Genomic DNA, 19413 nt, shown 5'->3' on the forward strand with positions numbered 1-19413 from the left:
TTACCGAGCCTCGTCGACGTAGACGCTTGCGCCCAGTTCAACAAACTCGCGCGATTTCGCCGCCAACCCGGCTTCGATTGCGGCGCGCTGCTCCTGGGCTGAGCCGTATGCGTCGCGGATGTCTTGGCTGATGCGCATCGAACAGAACTTTGGCCCACACATCGAGCAGAAATGTGCCGTTTTTGCTGGCTCCGCGGGCAATGTTTCGTCGTGGAAGTTGGCCGCGGTCTCTGGGTCGAGGGAGAGCGCGAACTGATCATGCCAGCGGAACTCGAACCGCGCCTTGCTGAGCGCGTCGTCGCGCTCCCTGGCGCGTGGGTGCCCTTTCGCGAGGTCTGCCGCGTGCGCGGCGATCTTGTAGGTGATGACGCCAGTCTTCACGTCGTCCCTGTTCGGCAGCCCAAGGTGCTCCTTCGGCGTGACGTAACACAGCATTGCCGTGCCGTGCTGCGCAATGGTCGCGGCGCCGATCGCGGAGGTGATGTGGTCATAGCCCGGTGCGATGTCGGTGACCAGCGGGCCGAGGGTGTAAAACGGTGCACCGTGGCACCACTCTTGTTCCAGGTCCACGTTCTCCTTGACCAAGTGCAGCGGGACGTGTCCCGGACCTTCGACCATCACCTGAACGTCATACTCCCATGCTCGGGCGGTGAGTTCGCCGAGCGTGCGTAGTTCGGCCAATTGAGCGGGGTCGTTGGCATCGGCAATCGACCCCGGACGCAGACCGTCGCCGAGGGAGAACGCAACGTCATACCGCGCGAAGATCTCGCACAGTTCGTCGAAATGCGTATATAGAAATGATTCCTCGTGATGAGCTAGGCACCATCCGGCCATGATAGAGCCGCCACGAGAGACGATCCCGGTGACGCGGTCGGCGGTGAGTGGCACGTAGGCCAGCCGAACGCCCGCGTGGATGGTCATGTAGTCCACGCCTTGTTCACATTGCTCCAGGACCGTATCGCGGAAAATCTCCCAGGTCAGCGCGCTCTGGTCCCCATCCACCTTTTCCAGGGCTTGGTAGATCGGCACGGTGCCAATCGGAACCGGGCTATTGCGGACAATCCATTCGCGGGTGGTGTGGATGTCATTGCCGGTGGAGAGATCCATGACGGTGTCAGCGCCCCAACGAGTCGCCCAGGTGAGTTTCTCGACTTCCTCATCGATCGAAGAGGTGACGGCCGAATTGCCGATGTTCGCGTTGATCTTGGTCAGGAATGCACGACCAATGATCATGGGTTCGGACTCGGGATGGTTGATATTTGCGGGGATGATTGCGCGACCCGCCGCGATTTCGCTGCGCACCAGCTCTGGATTGCATCCCTCGCGGAACGCCACAAATCGCATCTCGGGGGTGATCTCCCCGCGGCGGGCGTAGTGCATCTGAGTCACCGTGCGCCCTGGTGTCGAACGCATCGGGGTACGGCGCGTACCGCGCCAGGCCTGGGAGGCTTCGCCGCGGCGCACAGCTGCCCGCCCGTCGTCCGCAAGGTTTCGCCCTCGGCCGGCATACGGCTCGACGTCGCCTCGGGCCGCGATCCACGCCCCGCGCACGTCCGACAGGCCGACCCGTGGATCGGAGCCGGGCCCGCTGGTGCGGTAGATCAGCACGTCGTCGTTGGGCGTGCCGTCGGGACTGTCGGCGAGGCTGATGGCAGTCATCGGCACTTGCAAGTCGCCGACGGTGACCGCGCGGTGCTGGGGATGGACTTCGGACTGATGTGGGGTACGCACTTCGGCGCCTCCTCTTCCTTCGCCGGTATGACCCGGACAGGTTCGAACGGTCCGGACGGCGTCAGTCCGATCTCAGCCCGTGCCCGGGCTCCCGTGGGGTGCCTCGATGGTAACCACTGTGGTTAGAGTGCGGACATGGCCCCCGCTGATCACGCACTCAACGCCCCACTGCCCAAGCCGCCGATCGCCTTGTCGATCGCCGGATCCGACCCGTCTGGCGGGGCGGGTATTCAGGCCGACCTCAAGACCTTCAGCGCGCTCGGCGCGTACGGCACCTGTGTGATCACGGCGTTGACGGCGCAGTCGACCCAAGGGGTGCGTCTGGTGCATGAGATCCCGGTCGGAGTGGTGCGTGCGCAACTCGAGACGCTCGTTGCTGATGTGCGCGTGGACGTCGTGAAGATCGGCATGTTGGCATCGGCCTCGATCGCCTCTGTCGTAGGGGATCTGCTCTATGACGGACCGCTCGCGCGGGTGCCGGTGGTGCTTGATCCGGTGATGGTGTCGACGACCGGGTCCAAACTACTTGCCGACGATGCGATCGACGCCGTTCGGGCGTTGGTGCCGCGGGCCGCTGTCATTACGCCGAACATTCCCGAGGCCGGCGTGCTTCTCGATCGACCGATGGCCACTTCCGTTGCAGAGATGGAGAATCAGGCGCTAATGCTCCTTGAGAGCGGCGCATCGCGAGTATTGCTGAAAGGTGGACACCTGGATGCTCCGGAGTGCACGGACATCTGGGCAGATTCGTCGCGAATGGATTCTTCGGGGCTCGCGCGACTGGACGCTGTTCGCATCGAGTCAACCGCAACGCATGGGACAGGCTGCACACTGAGCTCAGCGATCGCCGCATTGCGAGGGCGCCACCCGGAATGGTTGCCAGCGGTCCGTGAGGCGAAGGCGTGGCTGACCGAGGCATTACGACACGGCGAGGATCTGCATGTCGGTTCTGGTTCAGGTCCGGTCCATCACTTCCACGAGCAGCCACGCTGGCACTGAGTCGCTCGCAGTGCAATCGCCCACCGGCCACCATCAAGCTGACTGCCGCTGGCAGTTGGCGCGCATAGCCGACCGCCAACGCGTTACCTGCCAGTCTTTAGGTTATCGAGTAAAGGAAACCGGCGTCTTCCGCAGCGAACCGCACGATAGCGTCACGAAACTCGGCAAACTGTGAGCGGCAGTAGGAGCCGTGGCCGTCACCAAAAAGCACGTCGCACGTGTGCTCCAACTCGTTGAGGTCAACGGTCAGGAAGTCCGCGGCGGCGAGGTTGACGTACTCGCGGCGGACCACACCGAAGTACGGAGCGACACCGCTGGGGCTCCATCGACCCACAGCGTCGCCGGTGAGCAGTATCGCGCCCGGTCGGGGCATCACCGTCACCATGCCTGCAGCGACGCATTCGCACTCGGAGAAAGCTTCTGGATCGAGCACATCGCGAAGCTTCGCATCGGGCTCGTTAGGGCGCGACTCCCTGAAACGCATTGTCGGGTCGGCCAGTGGGGGCTCGATGCTGGTCGCTGTCGTGAAGTACTGATAGAGCATCAGGTGCGCTTTGTCCAAACCCACGCAGTTGTGGGGAGCGTGGGCGGCCTCGCGTTGATCGATGACGCGAGATGCCGAACACGGGTCATTGAGTGCTGCCGCGAAGTCGAGGTCGGTCCGTAGCGGCCAGCCGTAATAGCGAATTCCCATAGCTGACATCCTCGACCCCAGCCACCCCTCGCTCGAGGTTATCCACAGCCCCGAATGTTCCCTGGCGCGGATCTGAGCCCTGGGCATTGAGTCAGGGCGCAACACTGTTGCTAGTAGTTCCGCCATCGAGCGGCTTCCGTGCGCCGAGGCGCGCAGATCGGTCACCCGTCGGTGTCTTGCGTACAAGCGGACTGCTGCTGGCGGCGCGGATTCAGTGTGGATGCCGGCTCAGGTAGTGACCGAGAGGCTAAGGAGGTTGTTGCGCCAGGTGATAGTCCCATCGTCGTTCATGACGGGGCTCCAATGCAGATGGTGTTTGGCGCGGTGGTGGGCACGGCATAGAGCGTGCAGATTCTGCGGAGTGGTTTGTCCGGCAGCGGACTCACCCTCGCGGAACGCGATTACATGGTCGAGGTCGAGCGCATCGGTGGTGCGGGTGCAGCCGGGGAACCGGCATTGGCGATCTCGGTTGATGATCGCGTCGCGAAGGGCCTGACTGGGACGGCGCTTGCTGACTTCGAGCGGCTGCCCGGTGCGCGGTTCGGTGAGGATGCGGCGTAGGTCGGCGTTCTGTAACAGGGCGTGGGCGAGGTCGTCGGAGATCGAGCCGAGACCGCGGACGGTCGCGGGTCGGTACCGCTGCCCGGGCCCGTGCGGTCCGTGACTGTCCGCGATGGCGTCCTGCGACACATCGCAGAGTTCAGGCGTCCCTGCTGTACTTGCACGTGGTTGTCGAGCAAGTGAGGGTCGAATCCTGCGGCAACAATCGACTGGACCGTCTTTTCGCGGTGCGCAGCGTTCACGCCCGGATGCCTTACAGGACGGCGATGCGATGTCCTGCACTCCACGCAAGCGTCCCGGATCGGAGCCTGGACACCGGTGTGCTGCTAAGCCTGGCGATGAACACGAGTGTGGGGGCGGATCGGGTTCGAAACTGGAACTAGTGTCCGTCGGCGGACCGGTCTGTCGACGCTGCCGATAACGAGCCGAGCGCTGAATGTCGAGGAGAGTGTCGGTCGTGACGTCGAGGTTCACCACGGCGTGGGCGGTATTGGGGAAGGTCCAGTCCAGGCATGCGGCCAGGAGTCTGATGGTGTCGTAGATACCCCGGGCGCGCAGGTTCTGCCGCTCATCGATGACGGTGTAGCCGCCCTCATCATCGAACGCTGGCGCGTCTAGCTGTTCGAGGTTCATTGCGATCTGGGCCGGCGGGGAAAGTGCGGCGGGACCGACGAACAGGGTGCGGAACACGTCGGCACGGCGTTGTTCGTGAGTGCGATCGTCATTGACGGGTGCCGTACGGGCGTAGTCGTCGAGCACCGTGTCGATCGCTAACGCGTCGAGGGCGGGGATCGCGCAGTGCACGCTGGTCATACCGTCGGCGGTGAGCCCGAATCGGATATATCGATCGCGGGATCCGCGCGTGCGGTGCGAAGTGTCCGGCCGCTGATGTACGTCGAGCGAGCGTACGGCCGTGCTGAGCCGGCGGGTAAACGTGGTCGTGGCGGCGCGGTGCGCACCGAGACCGTAGTGCGCACCGGTGAACCTTTTCGCGCACACGGCCTCGTCGAGGGCGGACGCCTGCTCGGGCGTCAACTGGTGCGCCTCCTGGCTAATTCGGAACGCCTGGTACGCCGTCAGTTCACCGCTCGTGAGCCGCCCGAGCGTGTGGGGTAGGTGTGCGCACAGCTGCACCGCGTGCTTGGTGAGCATCCGTGCACGACCGGGCGTAGTACGGGCAATAACGGCAAGATCGGTCGCGACGATCTGGGCGCGAGACGGAAGACGGTCCAGGGCGCCGTCGGCGTGCCGGACGACTTGGCCAGGGGACTGGGTGTCGCTAAGCAGTTCCTCGTGCGCGTGCGTGTAGCTGTGCGCGATTAGTTGTGATTTCGCTGCAGCAAGCGCCGACTCCAGTGTGTCGAGGGCGTCGATGCCAGCCATTGCGACGTGGTACTCGCTCACCGAGTCGTCGTCCCCGTTGTTATCGCAGGCGATCGCGTCGGCGAGGTCTAGCGCGCGAGCAATCACGTCAGCGACGTGGCGTTGCGCCGTGTTCCCGCCGCCGACCGCCAGGATCCGCCGGGCCAGCGTGGTCGCCGAGTCGCTGCTGCACTCATCGCTGAAATCCCCGCTGTGGCTGGTGTCGGAGAGCTCCTCGGTAATACGGCCGTGGTGCGCGGCAGCTACGCCGACCTGCTCGCTGCCGTCGAGGTCGCCGAAGCAATCGATGCCGCCGAAGAGCGCCAAGGCGCCTCCTGTCTCGATCTCCGTCATAACAGCAACTCTAGCCACCCGCTCCGACAGAATTCGGCGGTACGGACAGTCGCTCGCGCACTGATTCGCAGATATATAGCCGAGGCATAGAAACGAAGGATGCATCTCGCCGGGAGATAGTTCGATCGTCGTCAGCTGGCGATGGCAATCCTCGACTGCGATGGCGAATCTGATGTGTGGCCGCATTACGTCATATAGTTCATCCCCGAACTGACGCCGCACTCATGCGCGTTCGACGTGGGGCGCAGGTGCCCCGGTTGTCAGCAGCGGCCAATAGCGACCGTCAGAAGCGCACAGTCGACCACCTACGTGAGCGCGACCGGTGGCGGTAGCGATCCGAACCGTGCCACCGCTGCCGGCCGCTGGCCCATAATCGTGGACGCTGCGCTCACGGCTCTCGCTCGCGTCGTTATCGTGGTGGAATGAACGATCGCCCAATCGCGCTCATCACAGGCGGAGCACGTGGAATCGGCCTGGCCATCGCCCGGTCACTACAGGCGACGCACGACCTGATCATCGGCGCCAGGTCGGCCGAATCTGCCGCGGTCGCGTGCGCCGAGTTGAAGTCGGCGGCCCCGTTCGTCGCGGACCTGACTGATGAGGCAGCGCTGATTCGGGCGAGTGAGGAGTTGCCCGATCTCGACGTGCTGATTCACAGTGCCGGTATCTGGGACAACGGCGCGGTAGCCGAAACCACTCGGAGCCAATGGCGCGAAATCTTTGATGCGAACGTGTTCGCGGTTGCGGACTTGACCGCGCGAACCCTACCTGGATTGCGGCGCACACGCGGACAGATAGTGCTGATCAACTCCGGTTCCGGGCTCGCCAGCAATGCGGGGAACTCGATGTACTGCGCGTCGAAGTTTGCGCTACGGGCGTTCGCGGACGCGCTACGCGAGGAGGAACGCCCGAACGGCGTTCGCGTCAGTTCAGTGCACCCCGGCAAGGTCGATACCGAGATGCAACGCCTGATCGTGCGGCGAGCTGGCGGAGAGTACGACCCGTCCAAGTATCTGACAGCCGAATCGGTGGCGCGAGCGGTACGCAGCGTCGTCGATGCGACCGAAGATGCAACGTTAGAAGTGGTATCTGTTCGCCCCACTGAGCACTGAGCACTGCACTTGAAGGATGAGGAAACGTGACAGAACAGCTATATAAACTGGATCCCGCCAGCGATGAGCCGATGTGGCGGCTTTCGGTGACGTCCGCGGTATGCGTGGGTCCGGCGAGCATGGAACCCTTCATGTACGGCGGATTGGGTCTGGCTGCGGGGATCGACGCCATGCAACAGGCCACTGGTCGCCCGTTGATTTGGGCATCCGCGCAATACCTGTCCTTCGCCCGGCTCGGCGAGGAGTTGGAGTTCAGAGTGCAGGTCCCGGTAAGCGGGCGCTCCGTATCGCACGCGAGGGTCACCGGGAACGTCGGTGAGCGCGAGGTCATTACGGTCGTCGGCTCGCTTGGCGGCCGGGACGGCGATGCAGCGACTCAGTGGAGCCACGCTCCATCGCTGCCGCGCCCAGAGGACTGCGAGCGGGTCGGTCTGTATCCCGAGCAGGGCCCCGACTCGCGGCTAATCGATCGGATGGAAGTGCGGATGCCAGCCGGTGAACTGGCCGAGCACCGCGACCGCGGCATGCCCTCAGTGTCGGGAAAAATCAGCCTGTGGATGCGGCTTACCGGCGGGTTGCCCGCAGACGTCGCAGCTCTCGCGCTGTTCGCCGATCAAGTCCCTGCGGTAATCGCCATGGCGATGGGGAAGTCCGGCGGCGGCAGCAGCCTGGACAATACTCTGCGGATCGTGCGTCGAGCGCCTACGAGTTGGGTGCTGTGCGAGATTGACGCACACGGCGTCGCGAACGGCATGGGTCACGGCGATATCCACATGTACGCCGAGACAGGGGAGTTGCTCGCCGTGGGTAGCCAGTCTTGCGTCCTGCGTTATTTCTAGACTGATTGCTGCTCGGTCACGGACGTGGAGCGGGGCGCGCCACGACCGACGCGGTCTGAGTCGCGACTAGATCCGTGCCACATGCAGTATCCGGGGCCAGCGAATGGCTCCAGCCAACCCTGTTCGTCGTCGCCGAGGCGGGCGCGGATCAAGCCGTCATGTACCCCGCACACCACCTCAGGGTTCTCGCGGGCGGCTGACAGCAACGGACACTGCGTGAGCCGGATATCTGCCTCCTCGCGTGTCGGCTCGAACCCGAGGTCCTGCAATAGTGTCAGGACGTCGGCCTGGCTGTTGCTGTCGCCGGGGATCCGGGCGGCCCAGCTCTCTCCGGCGGCGCGAGCCACACTGGCGGGATCAGGACTGATGTGGGCCAGCTTTTCTGCCAGTGCCATCGCCAGCCCGACGTATTCCGGTGCGCCTGCCATGCGCTCGGGAATAACGCGGTACCGCCATGATGGGCGCCCGCGCTGACCACTGCGCTCGCTGGATCGTTCGACGACGCCGTCGAGAACGAGACCGTCCAGATGGTTGCGCACCGTGTTGGGGTGCAGGTCGCTCAGGCGGGCCAATTCGTCCACCGTGCGGGCGGCATGTTCTGCAGCAAGTAGGTCCAGCAAGTCCATGCGCTGTGGCGACATCGCCGGCATCGCTCGGGTGGGAGTCGGGGCAGGACCGTATGCCCGAGGAATTTCCATGAGTTCTATAGTAATAAATATCGCCAGTTCTTGGTATGGAAACCCACCCGAGGCATAGGAGTAGCACGATGACTGCGGATCGAGACCTGAAGCCGATGAAGATCCGCGAGCTGCCGCAGGTCGACGGCGGGCACGGTGTCGGGTGCGCCTGCGGGCATGAGGACGACGGGGCTATGCCGGAACTCGACGTCCAAGTGATTCCGCATGCGATTCGGCATGCATCGATTTTCGGGGCTCTCGATTCGATCAAGGCGGGTTACGGGATGATCATCCGCGCCAACCACGACCCGCTTCCGTTATTGACGCAGTTGGAGCAGCGCGCTCCTGGCGCCTTCGCGATCGAGTACCTCGATCGCGGCCCCGACACGTTCCGCCTTCGCTTCGTGCGTAAATGAGCGTAAGTAAGTACACACGATTCGAGTGCCGGGCGACGTACAACGCGGCGGCCCCGGAAGCTAGTCTGTAGTTGCATCTGTTCCTTTAAAGACCGTCCCGTGAGGCGGAGAAGGAGTACGACGATGGGCACCGTCCCGGAGTCGGCAGACGGAGGCGCCGGTAAGACCGGTCGCGTCATCCTGTCTGCCGACGACATTTCTCGCGTGGTCGACCGCATATCCCACCAAATCCTTGAGAAGACCGGCGGTGCGACTGACGTCGTACTCGTCGGCATCCCGACTCGCGGTCAGCAGTTGGCTGAGCGCATCAGATCCCGGATCGAAGCATTCTCCGCGCAGCGGCTCCCCATCGGCGTCCTGGACATCACGCTGTATCGCGATGACCTGCGCACGCGTGGCGTACGCCCGCTGGAACATTCCTATGAACCTGAGGGCGGCATTGATCAGAAGACCGTCGTCCTGATCGACGATGTGCTCTACTCCGGACGCACGATCCGCGCCGCGCTCGACGCGCTGCGCGACTGGGGGCGTCCGCGAGCAATCCAGGCCGCCGTGCTGGTCGACCGCGGACACCGCGAACTACCGATCCGAGCTGACTATGTCGGTAAGAACATCCCCACCGCGCGCGATGAGCAGATCTTCGTGGGCATCTCCGAACTCGATGGCGTCGACGGCGTGGTGATCTCGAGCGGTCAGCCCGACCGGCATGAGGTCCTGGCGATGCTGAACGGGGAAGGCCGATGAAGCGCCATCTGTTGTCTGCGGCGGATCTGAGCCGCGATGAGGCGATCGCCGTACTCGACACGGCCGAGCAGATCGAAACGTCCCTGCAGGGCCGCGAAGTGAAGAAACTGCCGACGCTGCGGGGCCGCACCGTCGTCAACCTGTTCTACGAGGACTCCACCCGAACCCGGATCTCCTTCGAACTCGCAGCGAAGCGCTTATCCGCCGACGTACTGAACTTCTCGGCAAAGGGCTCCAGCGTCTCCAAAGGAGAGAGCCTGAAGGACACCGCGCTCACGCTACAAGCGATGGGTGCCGACGCGGTCGTGATCCGGCACAACGCCAGCGGATCACCATGGCAATTAGCATCCTGGATCGATGGCAGCGTGGTGAACGCCGGTGACGGCACCCACGAACATCCGACGCAGGCGCTGCTGGACGCGTTCACGATGCGTAAGCGTGCGGGTCGAGGCGTGGGGGACGGGCTCGACGGGCTTAAGGTGACCGTTGTCGGGGATGTGCTGCACAGCCGCGTCGCACGCTCGAACGTGCTGCTGCTGCGTACGCTCGGTGCCGAAGTCACCCTCGTCGCCCCGCCAACCCTGCTTCCGGTCGGGATCGAAACCTGGCCCTGTGCGTTCGGCTATGACCTCGATCAGGCGCTGCCGGATGCGGACGTGGTGATGATGCTGCGTGTGCAACGCGAACGAATGAACGCGTCCTACTTTCCGACCGAGCGGGAGTACGCCCGGCGGTACGGTCTGGATGCCGCTCGCGCCGGATCGCTTGCGCCGCAGGCCATCGTGATGCACCCCGGACCGATGAATCGAGGAATGGAGATCGCGGCCGAGGTCGCAGACTCCGCACGTTCCACCGTCGTTGAACAAGTCGCCAATGGCGTTTCCGTCCGAATGGCCGTCCTCTACCTGCTCCTTGGAGGTGCAGCATGACCACCACGCTCATTCAGCAGGTCCACCCGCTCGGTGGTGAAGCCGTTGATGTGTTGATCACCGATGCCGTCATCAGCCAGATCGCGCCGTCGATCGACGCTGACGCCGATGTAGTCATCGATGGCACCGGCCTCATCGGCCTGCCCGGACTGGTCGATCTGCACACGCACCTGCGTGAGCCCGGACGTGAAGATGCAGAGACCATCGAGACCGGATCGCGGGCAGCGGCGCTCGGCGGATACACGGCCGTACACGCGATGGCTAATACCGACCCGGTCGCGGACACCGCAGGTGTGGTCGAGCAGGTCTACAACACCGGCCGTGAGATCGGCCTGGTGGACGTGATCCCGGTCGGCGCCGTCACGGTTGGTCTTGGTGGTCAGCAGTTGGCCGAACTGGGCGCGATGGCCGACTCTGCGGCGCGCGTTCGAGTATTCAGCGACGACGGAGTTTGCGTCAGCGACCCTAGCCTGATGCGTCGGGCGCTGGAGTATGTCAAAGCGTTCGACGGAGTGATCGCGCAGCACGCCGAAGAGCCACGCCTTACGGTCGGCGCCCAGATGAACGAATCGGAGCTTTCCGGCAAGCTCGGACTCACCGGCTGGCCGGCGGTCGCCGAGGAGTCCATCATTGCTCGAGATTGTCTGCTGGCCGAGCATGTCGGGTCGCGGCTGCACATCTGCCACCTGTCGACCGCCGGGTCGGTAGAGATCATTCGCTGGGCGAAGTCGCGTGGAGTAAACGTCACCGCCGAGGTCACTCCACACCACCTGTTGCTGACCGAGCAACTCGCGGAGACCTACGATCCGATCTATAAGGTGAATCCGCCGCTGCGCCGCGCTGAAGATGTCGACGCGCTGCGCGCAGCGCTCAAGGACGGCACGATCGATATCGTCGCGACCGATCACGCCCCGCACGCTGCCGAGGACAAACAATGTGAGTGGTCGGCAGCCCGACCGGGAATGCTCGGACTCGAGCAGGCTCTCTCGATCACCATCATGACTTTGAGCAATGAGGCCGGCGAGGTCGACTGGGAGCGAGTCGCGGCGGTCACCTCGACGGTCGCCGCCCAGATCGGGCGGCTAGCCGAGCACGGCCAGGGCATCGTTGTCGGTGCACCCGCCAACATCACGCTGCTGGATCCGACCGCCTCGGTTGTCGTCTCCGGCACTGAACTCGCCAGCAAGAGCCACAACACCCCGTACGAAGGACTCGAACTGCCCGGCCGTGTGAAATACACGCTGCTGCGCGGCGAGTTGACTGTGAAGAATGGACAGGCTGTTCGATGAGTAAGCACAGCATCAATAACGACGCACTGGTCGTCCTGGAGGACGGGCGGTGTTTCGGCGGGGAATCCTTCGGTGCCGCCGGAACATCATTCGGTGAGGCCGTCTTCACCACCGGAATGACCGGCTACCAGGAAACCCTCACCGATCCGTCGTACCACCGGCAGGTCGTGGTGATGACCGCGCCGCAAATCGGCAATACCGGGTGGAACGGCGAGGACAATGAGTCGGGGCGAATCTGGGTGAGCGGCTTCGTCGTCCGCGATCTGACCGGTATCGACTCCAACTGGCGCTCCAGCGGATCGTTGCAACAGCAACTCATTGATCAGGGGATCGTTGCGGTGCAAGGGATCGACACCCGGGCGCTGACCAGGCACCTACGTGACCGCGGTGCGATGCGGGTCGGGCTGTTCACCGGCGACGATGCCGCGCGGCCGCGCGAGCAACTGGTCGCACTGGTGAATGAACAGCCTCGAATGGCCGGCGCCTACCTCGCCGGTGAGGTGAGCACCAGCGAGCCGTACGTCGTTGAGGCTGTCGGGGAACAGAAGTTCACGGTAGCGGCGATCGACCTCGGCATCAAATCAAGCACCCCCGAACAGATGGCCGCTCGAGGAATGCGGGTACATGTGCTGCCGGCGACCGCGAGCATGGAGGAGGTGCGCGCTGTGAACCCCGACGGCATCTTCTTCTCCAACGGACCCGGCGATCCCGCGGCCGCCGGTGACGCTGTCGCGCTGATGCAGCAGGCGCTAGAGGCCAAGCTGCCAGTCTTCGGTATCTGCTTCGGTAACCAGATACTCGGCCGGGCGCTCGGCCTAGGCACCTACAAGTTGAAGTTCGGACACCGAGGCGTCAACGTCCCGGTGCGTGACAAGGCCACCGGTCGGATCGAGATCACCTCGCAGAACCACGGATTCGCCGTAGACGCACCGACCGAAGGCCACACCGACACGCCGTACGGGCGCGTCGAAGTCAGCCACGTCTGTGTGAACGACGACGTGGTGGAAGGACTGCGCTGCCTTGATGTGCCCGCGTTCAGCGTCCAGCACCACCCGGAGGCGGCGGCCGGGCCGCACGACGCCGGATACCTGTTCGACCGTTTTGCCGACATGATGACCAGCCAGAAGGAGCAGACGAATGCCTAAGCGCGAGGACATCAACCACGTTCTGGTCATCGGTTCAGGACCGATCGTGATCGGCCAGGCGTGCGAGTTCGACTACTCCGGGACGCAGGCCTGCCGGGTATTGCGAAGCGAAGGAATCCGGGTCAGCCTGGTGAACTCGAACCCGGCCACGATCATGACCGACCCGCAGTTCGCCGACGCCACCTACGTCGAGCCGCTGACCCCCGAGTACGTCGAGAAAGTCATCGCCAAGGAGCGTCCGGACGCTGTCCTGGCGACCCTCGGTGGACAAACCGCACTCAACCTCGCCGTGCAACTGCACGAGAGCGGCGTGCTGGAGAAGTACGGTGTGGAGCTCATCGGCGCTGATATAGATGCGATCCAGCGCGGCGAAGATCGACAAAAGTTCAAAGACATCGTGCGGAAGATCGGCGGCGATGTACCGCGTTCGGCGGTGTGCCATTCGATGGAAGAGGTCGAGGCGACCGTTGCCGAGCTGGGGTTCCCGGTTGTCATCCGGCCTTCCTTCACCATGGGCGGCTCCGGCTCGGGCATGGCGTACGACGATGCAGACCTGCAGCGGATCGCGCGCGCCGGATTACAGGCCAGCCCGACCACCGAAGTGCTCATCGAGGAGAGCGTCATCGGATGGAAGGAATACGAACTTGAGTTGATGCGCGACCGCAACGACAACGTCGTGATCATCTGCTCGATCGAAAACCTCGACGCGATGGGCGTGCACACCGGCGACTCGATCACGGTCGCACCCGCGATGACGCTCACTGACGTCGAAATGCAGAACATGCGCGATATCGGCATCGCCGTACTGCGCGAGGTCGGTGTCGAGACGGGCGGCTGCAATATCCAGTTCGCGATCAATCCGAAGGACGGTCGGATGATCGTCATTGAGATGAACCCGCGCGTCTCCCGTTCTTCGGCGCTGGCATCCAAGGCCACCGGCTTCCCGATCGCCAAGATCGCCGCCCGACTGGCGATCGGCTACACGCTCGATGAGATCCCGAACGACATCACCCTCAAGACGCCCGCATCGTTCGAGCCGACGCTCGACTACGTCGTGGTGAAGGTGCCTCGGTTCGCGTTCGAGAAGTTCCCCGGTGCCGACCCGACATTGACGACCACGATGAAGAGCGTCGGAGAGGGCATGTCGATCGGCCGTTCCTTCGCCGAGGCGTTGCAAAAGGCGCTGCGGTCGATGGAGACGTCCGCGGCAGGATTCGGCACCGTCGCCGATCCCGACGGAACAACCGTCGACGAGTGCCTGCGGCAATTACGCACGCCGCACGACGGCCGGATCTACGTTGCTGAACGTGCGCTACGGCTAGGCGCCAGCGTCGAGCGGGTGGCCACCGAGTCCGGCTTCGATCCATGGTTTGTGCAGCAGATCGCCGCTCTAGTTGAGATGCGAGAACGGATTCAGTCAGCCCCGGCACTGACCGAGAACGTGTTGCGTCGCGCGAAACGAGTCGGATTCTCCGATCGCCAGATTGCCTCGCTGCGACCGGAACTCGCCGGAGAGGATGGCGTGCGCTCACTGCGGTGGCGGATGGGTATTCGGCCGGTCTACAAGACCGTGGACACCTGTGCGGCCGAGTTTGAGGCGCACACGCCGTACCACTATTCCTCCTACGACGAGGAGACCGAGGTTGCACCGCGCGAGAAGCCCGCGGTGATCATTCTCGGTAGCGGGCCGAACCGCATCGGACAGGGCATCGAGTTCGATTACTCATGCGTGCACGCTGCGTTGACGTTGCGCGACGCCGGTTACGAAACTGTCATGGTCAACTGCAACCCGGAGACCGTCTCTACTGACTACGACACCTCCGATCGCCTGTACTTCGAACCACTGACCTTTGAAGACGTGCTGGAGGTCGTCGAGGCCGAGCGCGCCTGCGGCCCGGTCGCCGGTGTGCTGTGCACCCTCGGTGGTCAGACTCCGCTCGGCCTGGCGCAGCGGTTGAAGGACGCCGGTGTGCCGGTGTTGGGTACCGCCCCGGAAGCGATTCATCTCGCCGAGGAACGCGGCGCATTCGGCAAGGTCTTGGATGCCGCGTCGCTGCCCGCGCCCAAGCACGGGATGGCGACCTCGTACACCGAAGCGAAGGCGATCGCGGACGAGATTGGGTATCCGGTGCTGGTGCGCCCGTCCTACGTGCTGGGCGGGCGCGGTATGGAGATCGTGTACGACGACGAGTCCCTCGAGTCCTACATTGCCCGTGCGACTGCGGTGAGCCCCGAGCACCCGGTACTGGTCGATCGGTTCCTGGAGGACGCCGTCGAGATCGATGTCGATGCGCTGTACGACGGCACCGATCTGTACCTCGGCGGCGTGATGGAGCACATCGAGGAGGCCGGCGTGCACTCCGGTGACTCCGCCTGCGCGCTGCCTCCGATCACGCTCGGCACCAGTGAGATCGAACGGATTCGCGAGTCCACGCTCGCCATCGCCGCAGGCGTGGGAGTTCGGGGCTTGCTGAACGTGCAATATGCGCTGAAGGACGACATCCTGTACGTGCTCGAGGCGAACCCTCGTGCCTCCCGCACGGTGCCGTTCGTGTCGAAGGCAACCGCCGTATCCATGGCGATGGCCGCGGCCCGGATCGCCGTCGGCGAAAGCATCGCGTCGTTGCGTGAATCGGGCGTCCTGCCCGCGACCGGTGATGGCGGTACTTTACCGCTGGACTCGCCGATCGCGGTCAAGGAGGCCGTCATGCAGTTCCACCGCTTCCACACGCCCGAAGGCAAGATCGTGGACAACGTCCTCGGCCCGGAGATGAAGTCCACCGGTGAGGTAATGGGTCTCGATCTGTCCTTCGGGACTGCCTTCGCCAAGTCCCAATCCTCGGTGTACGGCGCATTGCCGACCAGTGGCAAGGTTTTCGTCAGCCTCGCGAACCGCGATAAGCGCTCGGCGATCTTCCCGGTGAAGCGGCTCGCCGATCTCGGATTCGAGGTGCTGGCGACAACTGGAACTGCGCAGGTGCTGCGACGCAACGGCGTGCCAGCGACACCGGTGCTGAAGTTGAACGAGGCCGACGGTGCGGACAACTGTGTGGAGATGATCCAGCGCGGCGAGATCGACCTCGTGATCAATTCGCCGGCCGGGGCAAGCGGCAGCGCCGGATCCGCGGTTCGGTACGACGGATACGAGATCAGGGCAGCATCGATCAATGCCGGGATCCCATGCGTGACCACGGTTCCCGGTGCCGCGGCTGCGGTCCAAGGTATTGAGGCCTCACTAGCGGGCACGATGACGGTGCGTTCGCTGCAGGAGCTGCAGGCGGCGCTGCGCGAGCAGGCGTAGTCGTGGCTGACCTCGCGTCGTACGGCTACCGCATCGCGCGGCGTGGACTGTTCCGGATTGGTGGCGGCGATCCGGAACGGGCCCACCGATGGACGATGGCGCAGTTGCAGCGCATGGATAAGTACCGGTGGATGCAGAGCCTGAGCCGCAAGGTCGTCGGTGTCGTCGAGGATCCAGTGCGGTTGTTCGGTCTGGATTTCCCCAACCGGATCGGGCTGGCCGCTGGCATGGCTAAGAACGGCGAAGCGCTGCGTGCGTGGCCGGCGCTCGGGTTCGGCCACGCCGAGATCGGCACTGTGACGTGGAAAGCCCAGCCCGGTAATGACCTCCCGCGTCTGTTCCGGCTGCCCGTATCGGGCGGCCTGATCAATCGAATGGGGTTCAACAATCACGGTGCACGGGCATTAGCCGCGCGGCTGCGCAAGTACGGTGAAGACGCGGAAGCCGTGCGGGCGAATCTCGGTTACCCGGTCGGTGTCAGCCTCGGCAAGTCGAAACTCACGCCACTGGATGAAGCTGTGGCGGACTACGTCAACTCCATGCGAGTGCTGCGCGACCTCGCGTCGTACGTCGCCGTAAATGTGTCAAGCCCGAACACGCCAGGACTGCGATCCCTGCAAGACAAGGGATTCCTCACCGAACTAATCGCAGCACTGCGCGCCGAGGCGCCGGCCATGCCGTTGCTGGTGAAGATCGCGCCGGACCTCACGCACGGCGCCATCGATGACGTGCTGGCCGTGTGCCGCGAACACGATGTAGCGGGTCTGATCGCGACGAACACGACGATTGAGCGTGGCGGGCTGGCGCCATCCGAGCAGCACCTGGGCGCCGAAGTGGGTGGGCTGTCTGGTGCGCCGCTGACGGTCATGGCCCGCGACTGTGTCCGTTATATCGCCGGCGAGGTCGGCGGCGAGTTGCCGATCATCGGGGTCGGTGGAATCGGCAGCGCCGCCGACGCGCTGGCGATGATCGACGCGGGCGCTGACCTGCTACAGATCTACTCGGCGCTGATCTACCAAGGCCCTTCGGTGGTGCGCAACGTCGCTGCCGCCGTACGAGACGGATCATGAGCGGAGCAGCGATTATGACGACGGGATTCGGTGATCGGGCCGTCGAGGCGGCTCAGCAGCGCGGTCCGCTCTGTGCCGGAATCGACCCGCACGCGCAACTGTTGCGTGACTGGGGGTTGCCGGACACTGTCGAGGGATTGCGCACCTTCGCGCTGAGTGCGGCCGAAGCCCTCGCGCCAGTGGCCGCGGCGGTCAAACCGCAGTCCGCTTTCTTCGAGCGGTTCGGATCCGCCGGGGTCCGGGTCCTGGAGGAGACCATAACGCTCTGTCGGGACGCGGGCGCGCTGGTCATCCTGGATATCAAACGCGGGGATATCGGTTCGACCGCGCAGGCGTACGCCGACGCGTATCTGCGCCCAACCAGTCCGCTGTTCAGCGACGCCGTCACGGTGTCGCCATACCTCGGGTTCGGCTCCGTTCGGCCGTTTATCGACAACGCGCTGGCGGCCGGCAGCGGAGTGTTCGTGCTCGCGCGCACCTCGAATCCGGAGGGCGCCGCGATCCAACAGGCGCTCGTTGACAGTGAGCGGTCCGTTGCTCAATCGATCATCGACGAGGCGGCGGTATGCAACACCGCGGAGATCGCCACGGGTGCGCGTCTGGGCAGTGTCGGTGTGGTGGTCGGTGCGACCGTCGATCGCGGTGCGGTCCAGTTGAGCGGACTCGCCGGAGCCGTATTGGCACCTGGTCTGGGTGCCCAAGGTGCGAGTGCCAGTGACCTACGAGAGGCGCTGTCCGGCGCCCCGCTCGTGTTCGGTTCAACCAGCCGCGACGTGCTGCGCGCGGGCCCAAACCCCGCTGACCTGCGCCGACGTGCGCGCGACGTTGCCGATGAGCTACGCGCGCGCTGAACGACTTATCGTCTACGCTCGCGGACATCGGACGTTCCGCCTGGACAGGTTGCGTATTCACTCTGGAGGTATCCGCAGATGACCCTTCCGCACCTCACCCCCGAAGACCGGGCCGCGGCGCTTCAGGCCGCCGTCGATGCTCGTCGACGTCGCGCCGAGTTCAAGGAAAGTCTGCGCCGCGGCGAACTGACGCTGGCGGACGTGTTGGAGCGAGCGAAAACGGACGAGGTGGTCAGCCGCACCCCGATCGTCACCGTTCTGGAAAGCATGCCGGGGATCGGCAAGGTCAAGGCGGGCCGCATTATGGAGCGCGTAGGCATCTCGGAGAGCCGCAGGGTGCGCGGGCTCGGCGCAAAGCAACGGGTAGCGTTGGAGGAAGAACTCGCCGGCCGCTAGGCGGGCAACCAACCGCCATCGGAGGGAACTTGAGCGCACCACCTGCGCCCGGACGACTGATCGTGCTCAGCGGGCCGTCCGGCGTCGGCAAGGGATCGGTGATGACACAGGTGCGCCAACGGGACCTGCCCCTCTGGGCGTCCGTGTCGTGCACGACACGTGCACCACGCCCGGGCGAACGCGACGGCGAGCACTACTTCTTCATTGACGAGGCCGACTTCCTCGATCGCATCCGTTCCGGGCAGATGCTCGAGCACGCACACTTCGCCGGGCGTCGTTACGGCACCCCGCGGGACGCCGTCCAGGCGCACCTGGACGCCGGCGAAACAGTGTTACTAGAGATCGAGTTGGACGGCGCCCGGCAGGTGAAGGCTGCGATGCCAGAGGCTTTCATGGTGTTCTTGGCGCCACCATCGCGTACCGAACTACAGCGTCGGCTGCTCGGTCGGGGGACCGAGACCGCCGAGCAGATCGACGCGAGGTTGCGAGCCGCCGAGGTGGAGATGGCGGCAGCCGAGGAGTTCGATGTGGTGATCGTGAACAACGACCTCACCGAGGCCACTGATCAGTTGGTAGACTTGATCCTTGGCCACGGTGAGACCCAGACGCCGTAGACCCGCCGGAGCGCGCATCCGGCATCACAGACCAACCAAGGATGGACGGCTACGTGTCCGGAACTGTTCCCGCTCCCGAAGGCATCACCAACCCGCCGATCGATGAGTTGCTGACCCACACCGCGTCGAAGTACGGCCTGGTTATTTACGCGGCCAAGCGCGCTCGTCAGATCAACGCTTACTACGGCCAGCTCGCCGAGGGCCTGCTTGAGCACGTTGGCCCGCTGGTCGAGACCGGCCCGCAGGAGAAGCCGCTGTCGATCGCGCTGCGCGAGATCAACGAAGGCATGCTCACCGCCGAGCCCACTGACGCCTAGTCGCGCGATCCT

18 protein-coding genes and 1 riboswitch are annotated in these 19413 nt (G+C 64.4%); of the genes, 14 read left to right on the top strand and 4 right to left on the bottom strand.

Going from position 1 to position 19413, the window contains the following annotated elements:
• Window positions 1–1731 carry a phosphomethylpyrimidine synthase ThiC gene (gene thiC / locus E1H16_RS07355; protein WP_134323065.1) on the bottom strand — a complete coding sequence of 577 codons (1731 nt, stop codon included), beginning with the start codon at window positions 1729–1731 and terminating at the stop codon, window positions 1–3.
• A riboswitch (TPP riboswitch) is annotated at window positions 1729–1836 on the bottom strand. Its footprint overlaps the gene before it by 3 nt.
• A gap of 30 nt (window positions 1837–1866) precedes the next feature.
• Between thiC and thiD the strand changes: the two genes are divergently transcribed.
• Window positions 1867–2730 carry a bifunctional hydroxymethylpyrimidine kinase/phosphomethylpyrimidine kinase gene (thiD, locus tag E1H16_RS07360; protein ID WP_134323066.1) on the top strand — a complete coding sequence of 288 codons (864 nt, stop codon included), beginning with the start codon at window positions 1867–1869 and terminating at the stop codon, window positions 2728–2730.
• Window positions 2731–2827: 97 nt separating this feature from the next.
• Here thiD and E1H16_RS07365 read toward each other — a convergent pair whose 3' ends face one another.
• Both E1H16_RS07365 and E1H16_RS07370 read right to left on the bottom strand, forming a co-directional pair.
• Window positions 2828–3424, bottom strand: coding sequence for a hypothetical protein (locus E1H16_RS07365; RefSeq protein WP_134323067.1), 597 nt, complete (start codon window positions 3422–3424; stop codon window positions 2828–2830).
• 228 nt (window positions 3425–3652) lie between these two features.
• Window positions 3653–5701, bottom strand: coding sequence for an HNH endonuclease signature motif containing protein (locus E1H16_RS07370; RefSeq protein WP_166741663.1), 2049 nt, complete (start codon window positions 5699–5701; stop codon window positions 3653–3655).
• A gap of 422 nt (window positions 5702–6123) precedes the next feature.
• Here E1H16_RS07370 and E1H16_RS07375 point away from each other — a divergent pair, with 422 nt between their 5' ends.
• Window positions 6124–6813, top strand: a complete 690-nt coding sequence (locus E1H16_RS07375) for an SDR family oxidoreductase (RefSeq protein WP_134323069.1) — start codon at window positions 6124–6126, stop codon at window positions 6811–6813.
• 26 nt (window positions 6814–6839) lie between these two features.
• Window positions 6840–7652, top strand: coding sequence for an acyl-CoA thioesterase (locus E1H16_RS07380; RefSeq protein WP_134323070.1), 813 nt, complete (start codon window positions 6840–6842; stop codon window positions 7650–7652).
• On the opposite strand, the gene E1H16_RS07385 is transcribed toward E1H16_RS07380, so the two are convergent.
• Window positions 7649–8350 carry a helix-turn-helix transcriptional regulator gene (locus tag E1H16_RS07385; protein ID WP_134323071.1) on the bottom strand — a complete coding sequence of 234 codons (702 nt, stop codon included), beginning with the start codon at window positions 8348–8350 and terminating at the stop codon, window positions 7649–7651. The genes E1H16_RS07380 and E1H16_RS07385 overlap by 4 nt on opposite strands.
• Before the next feature lie 68 nt (window positions 8351–8418).
• Between E1H16_RS07385 and E1H16_RS07390 the strand changes: the two genes are divergently transcribed.
• The 11 genes from E1H16_RS07390 to rpoZ all read left to right on the top strand — a co-directional run bounded on the left by E1H16_RS07390 (window position 8419) and on the right by rpoZ (window position 19401).
• A complete protein-coding gene (locus E1H16_RS07390; protein WP_208378912.1) occupies window positions 8419–8745 on the top strand; it encodes a DUF2249 domain-containing protein in 327 nt (108 codons plus the stop codon).
• Window positions 8746–8868: 123 nt separating this feature from the next.
• Window positions 8869–9489: a bifunctional pyr operon transcriptional regulator/uracil phosphoribosyltransferase PyrR gene (gene pyrR / locus E1H16_RS07395; protein WP_134323072.1), complete on the top strand. Its 621-nt coding sequence runs from the start codon at window positions 8869–8871 to the stop codon at window positions 9487–9489.
• Window positions 9486–10418, top strand: coding sequence for an aspartate carbamoyltransferase catalytic subunit (locus tag E1H16_RS07400; RefSeq protein WP_134323073.1), 933 nt, complete (start codon window positions 9486–9488; stop codon window positions 10416–10418). Before pyrR ends, E1H16_RS07400 begins: the two co-directional genes overlap by 4 nt.
• Window positions 10415–11707, top strand: a complete 1293-nt coding sequence (locus E1H16_RS07405; RefSeq protein WP_134323074.1) for a dihydroorotase — start codon at window positions 10415–10417, stop codon at window positions 11705–11707. The genes E1H16_RS07400 and E1H16_RS07405 overlap by 4 nt, the downstream gene beginning before the upstream one ends.
• Window positions 11704–12852, top strand: coding sequence for a glutamine-hydrolyzing carbamoyl-phosphate synthase small subunit (gene carA / locus E1H16_RS07410; RefSeq protein ID WP_134323075.1), 1149 nt, complete (start codon window positions 11704–11706; stop codon window positions 12850–12852). The genes E1H16_RS07405 and carA overlap by 4 nt, the downstream gene beginning before the upstream one ends.
• Window positions 12845–16153, top strand: coding sequence for a carbamoyl-phosphate synthase large subunit (gene carB, locus E1H16_RS07415; RefSeq protein WP_134323076.1), 3309 nt, complete (start codon window positions 12845–12847; stop codon window positions 16151–16153). The genes carA and carB overlap by 8 nt, the downstream gene beginning before the upstream one ends.
• Before the next feature lie 2 nt (window positions 16154–16155).
• Window positions 16156–17223, top strand: a complete 1068-nt coding sequence (locus tag E1H16_RS07420; RefSeq protein WP_134323077.1) for a quinone-dependent dihydroorotate dehydrogenase — start codon at window positions 16156–16158, stop codon at window positions 17221–17223.
• Complete coding sequence (gene pyrF, locus E1H16_RS07425; protein WP_243837765.1) at window positions 17220–18074, top strand: orotidine-5'-phosphate decarboxylase; 855 nt, start codon at window positions 17220–17222, stop codon at window positions 18072–18074. The genes E1H16_RS07420 and pyrF overlap by 4 nt, the downstream gene beginning before the upstream one ends.
• Before the next feature lie 78 nt (window positions 18075–18152).
• Window positions 18153–18470 (top strand): integration host factor, actinobacterial type, encoded by a 318-nt coding sequence (gene mihF, locus E1H16_RS07430; RefSeq protein ID WP_134323078.1) that lies wholly within the window; start codon window positions 18153–18155, stop codon window positions 18468–18470.
• Between the two features lie 29 nt (window positions 18471–18499).
• The gene (gene gmk, locus E1H16_RS07435; protein WP_134323079.1) at window positions 18500–19084 is read left to right on the top strand and encodes a guanylate kinase; all 585 of its coding nucleotides are present in this window, start codon (window positions 18500–18502) and stop codon (window positions 19082–19084) included.
• Between the two features lie 53 nt (window positions 19085–19137).
• Complete coding sequence (gene rpoZ / locus E1H16_RS07440; RefSeq protein WP_208378913.1) at window positions 19138–19401, top strand: DNA-directed RNA polymerase subunit omega; 264 nt, start codon at window positions 19138–19140, stop codon at window positions 19399–19401.
• Window positions 19402–19413: the final 12 nt, after the last annotated feature.

The sequence above is a fragment of the Cumulibacter soli genome (assembly GCF_004382795.1).
GTDB lineage: Bacteria > Actinomycetota > Actinomycetes > Mycobacteriales > Antricoccaceae > Cumulibacter > Cumulibacter soli.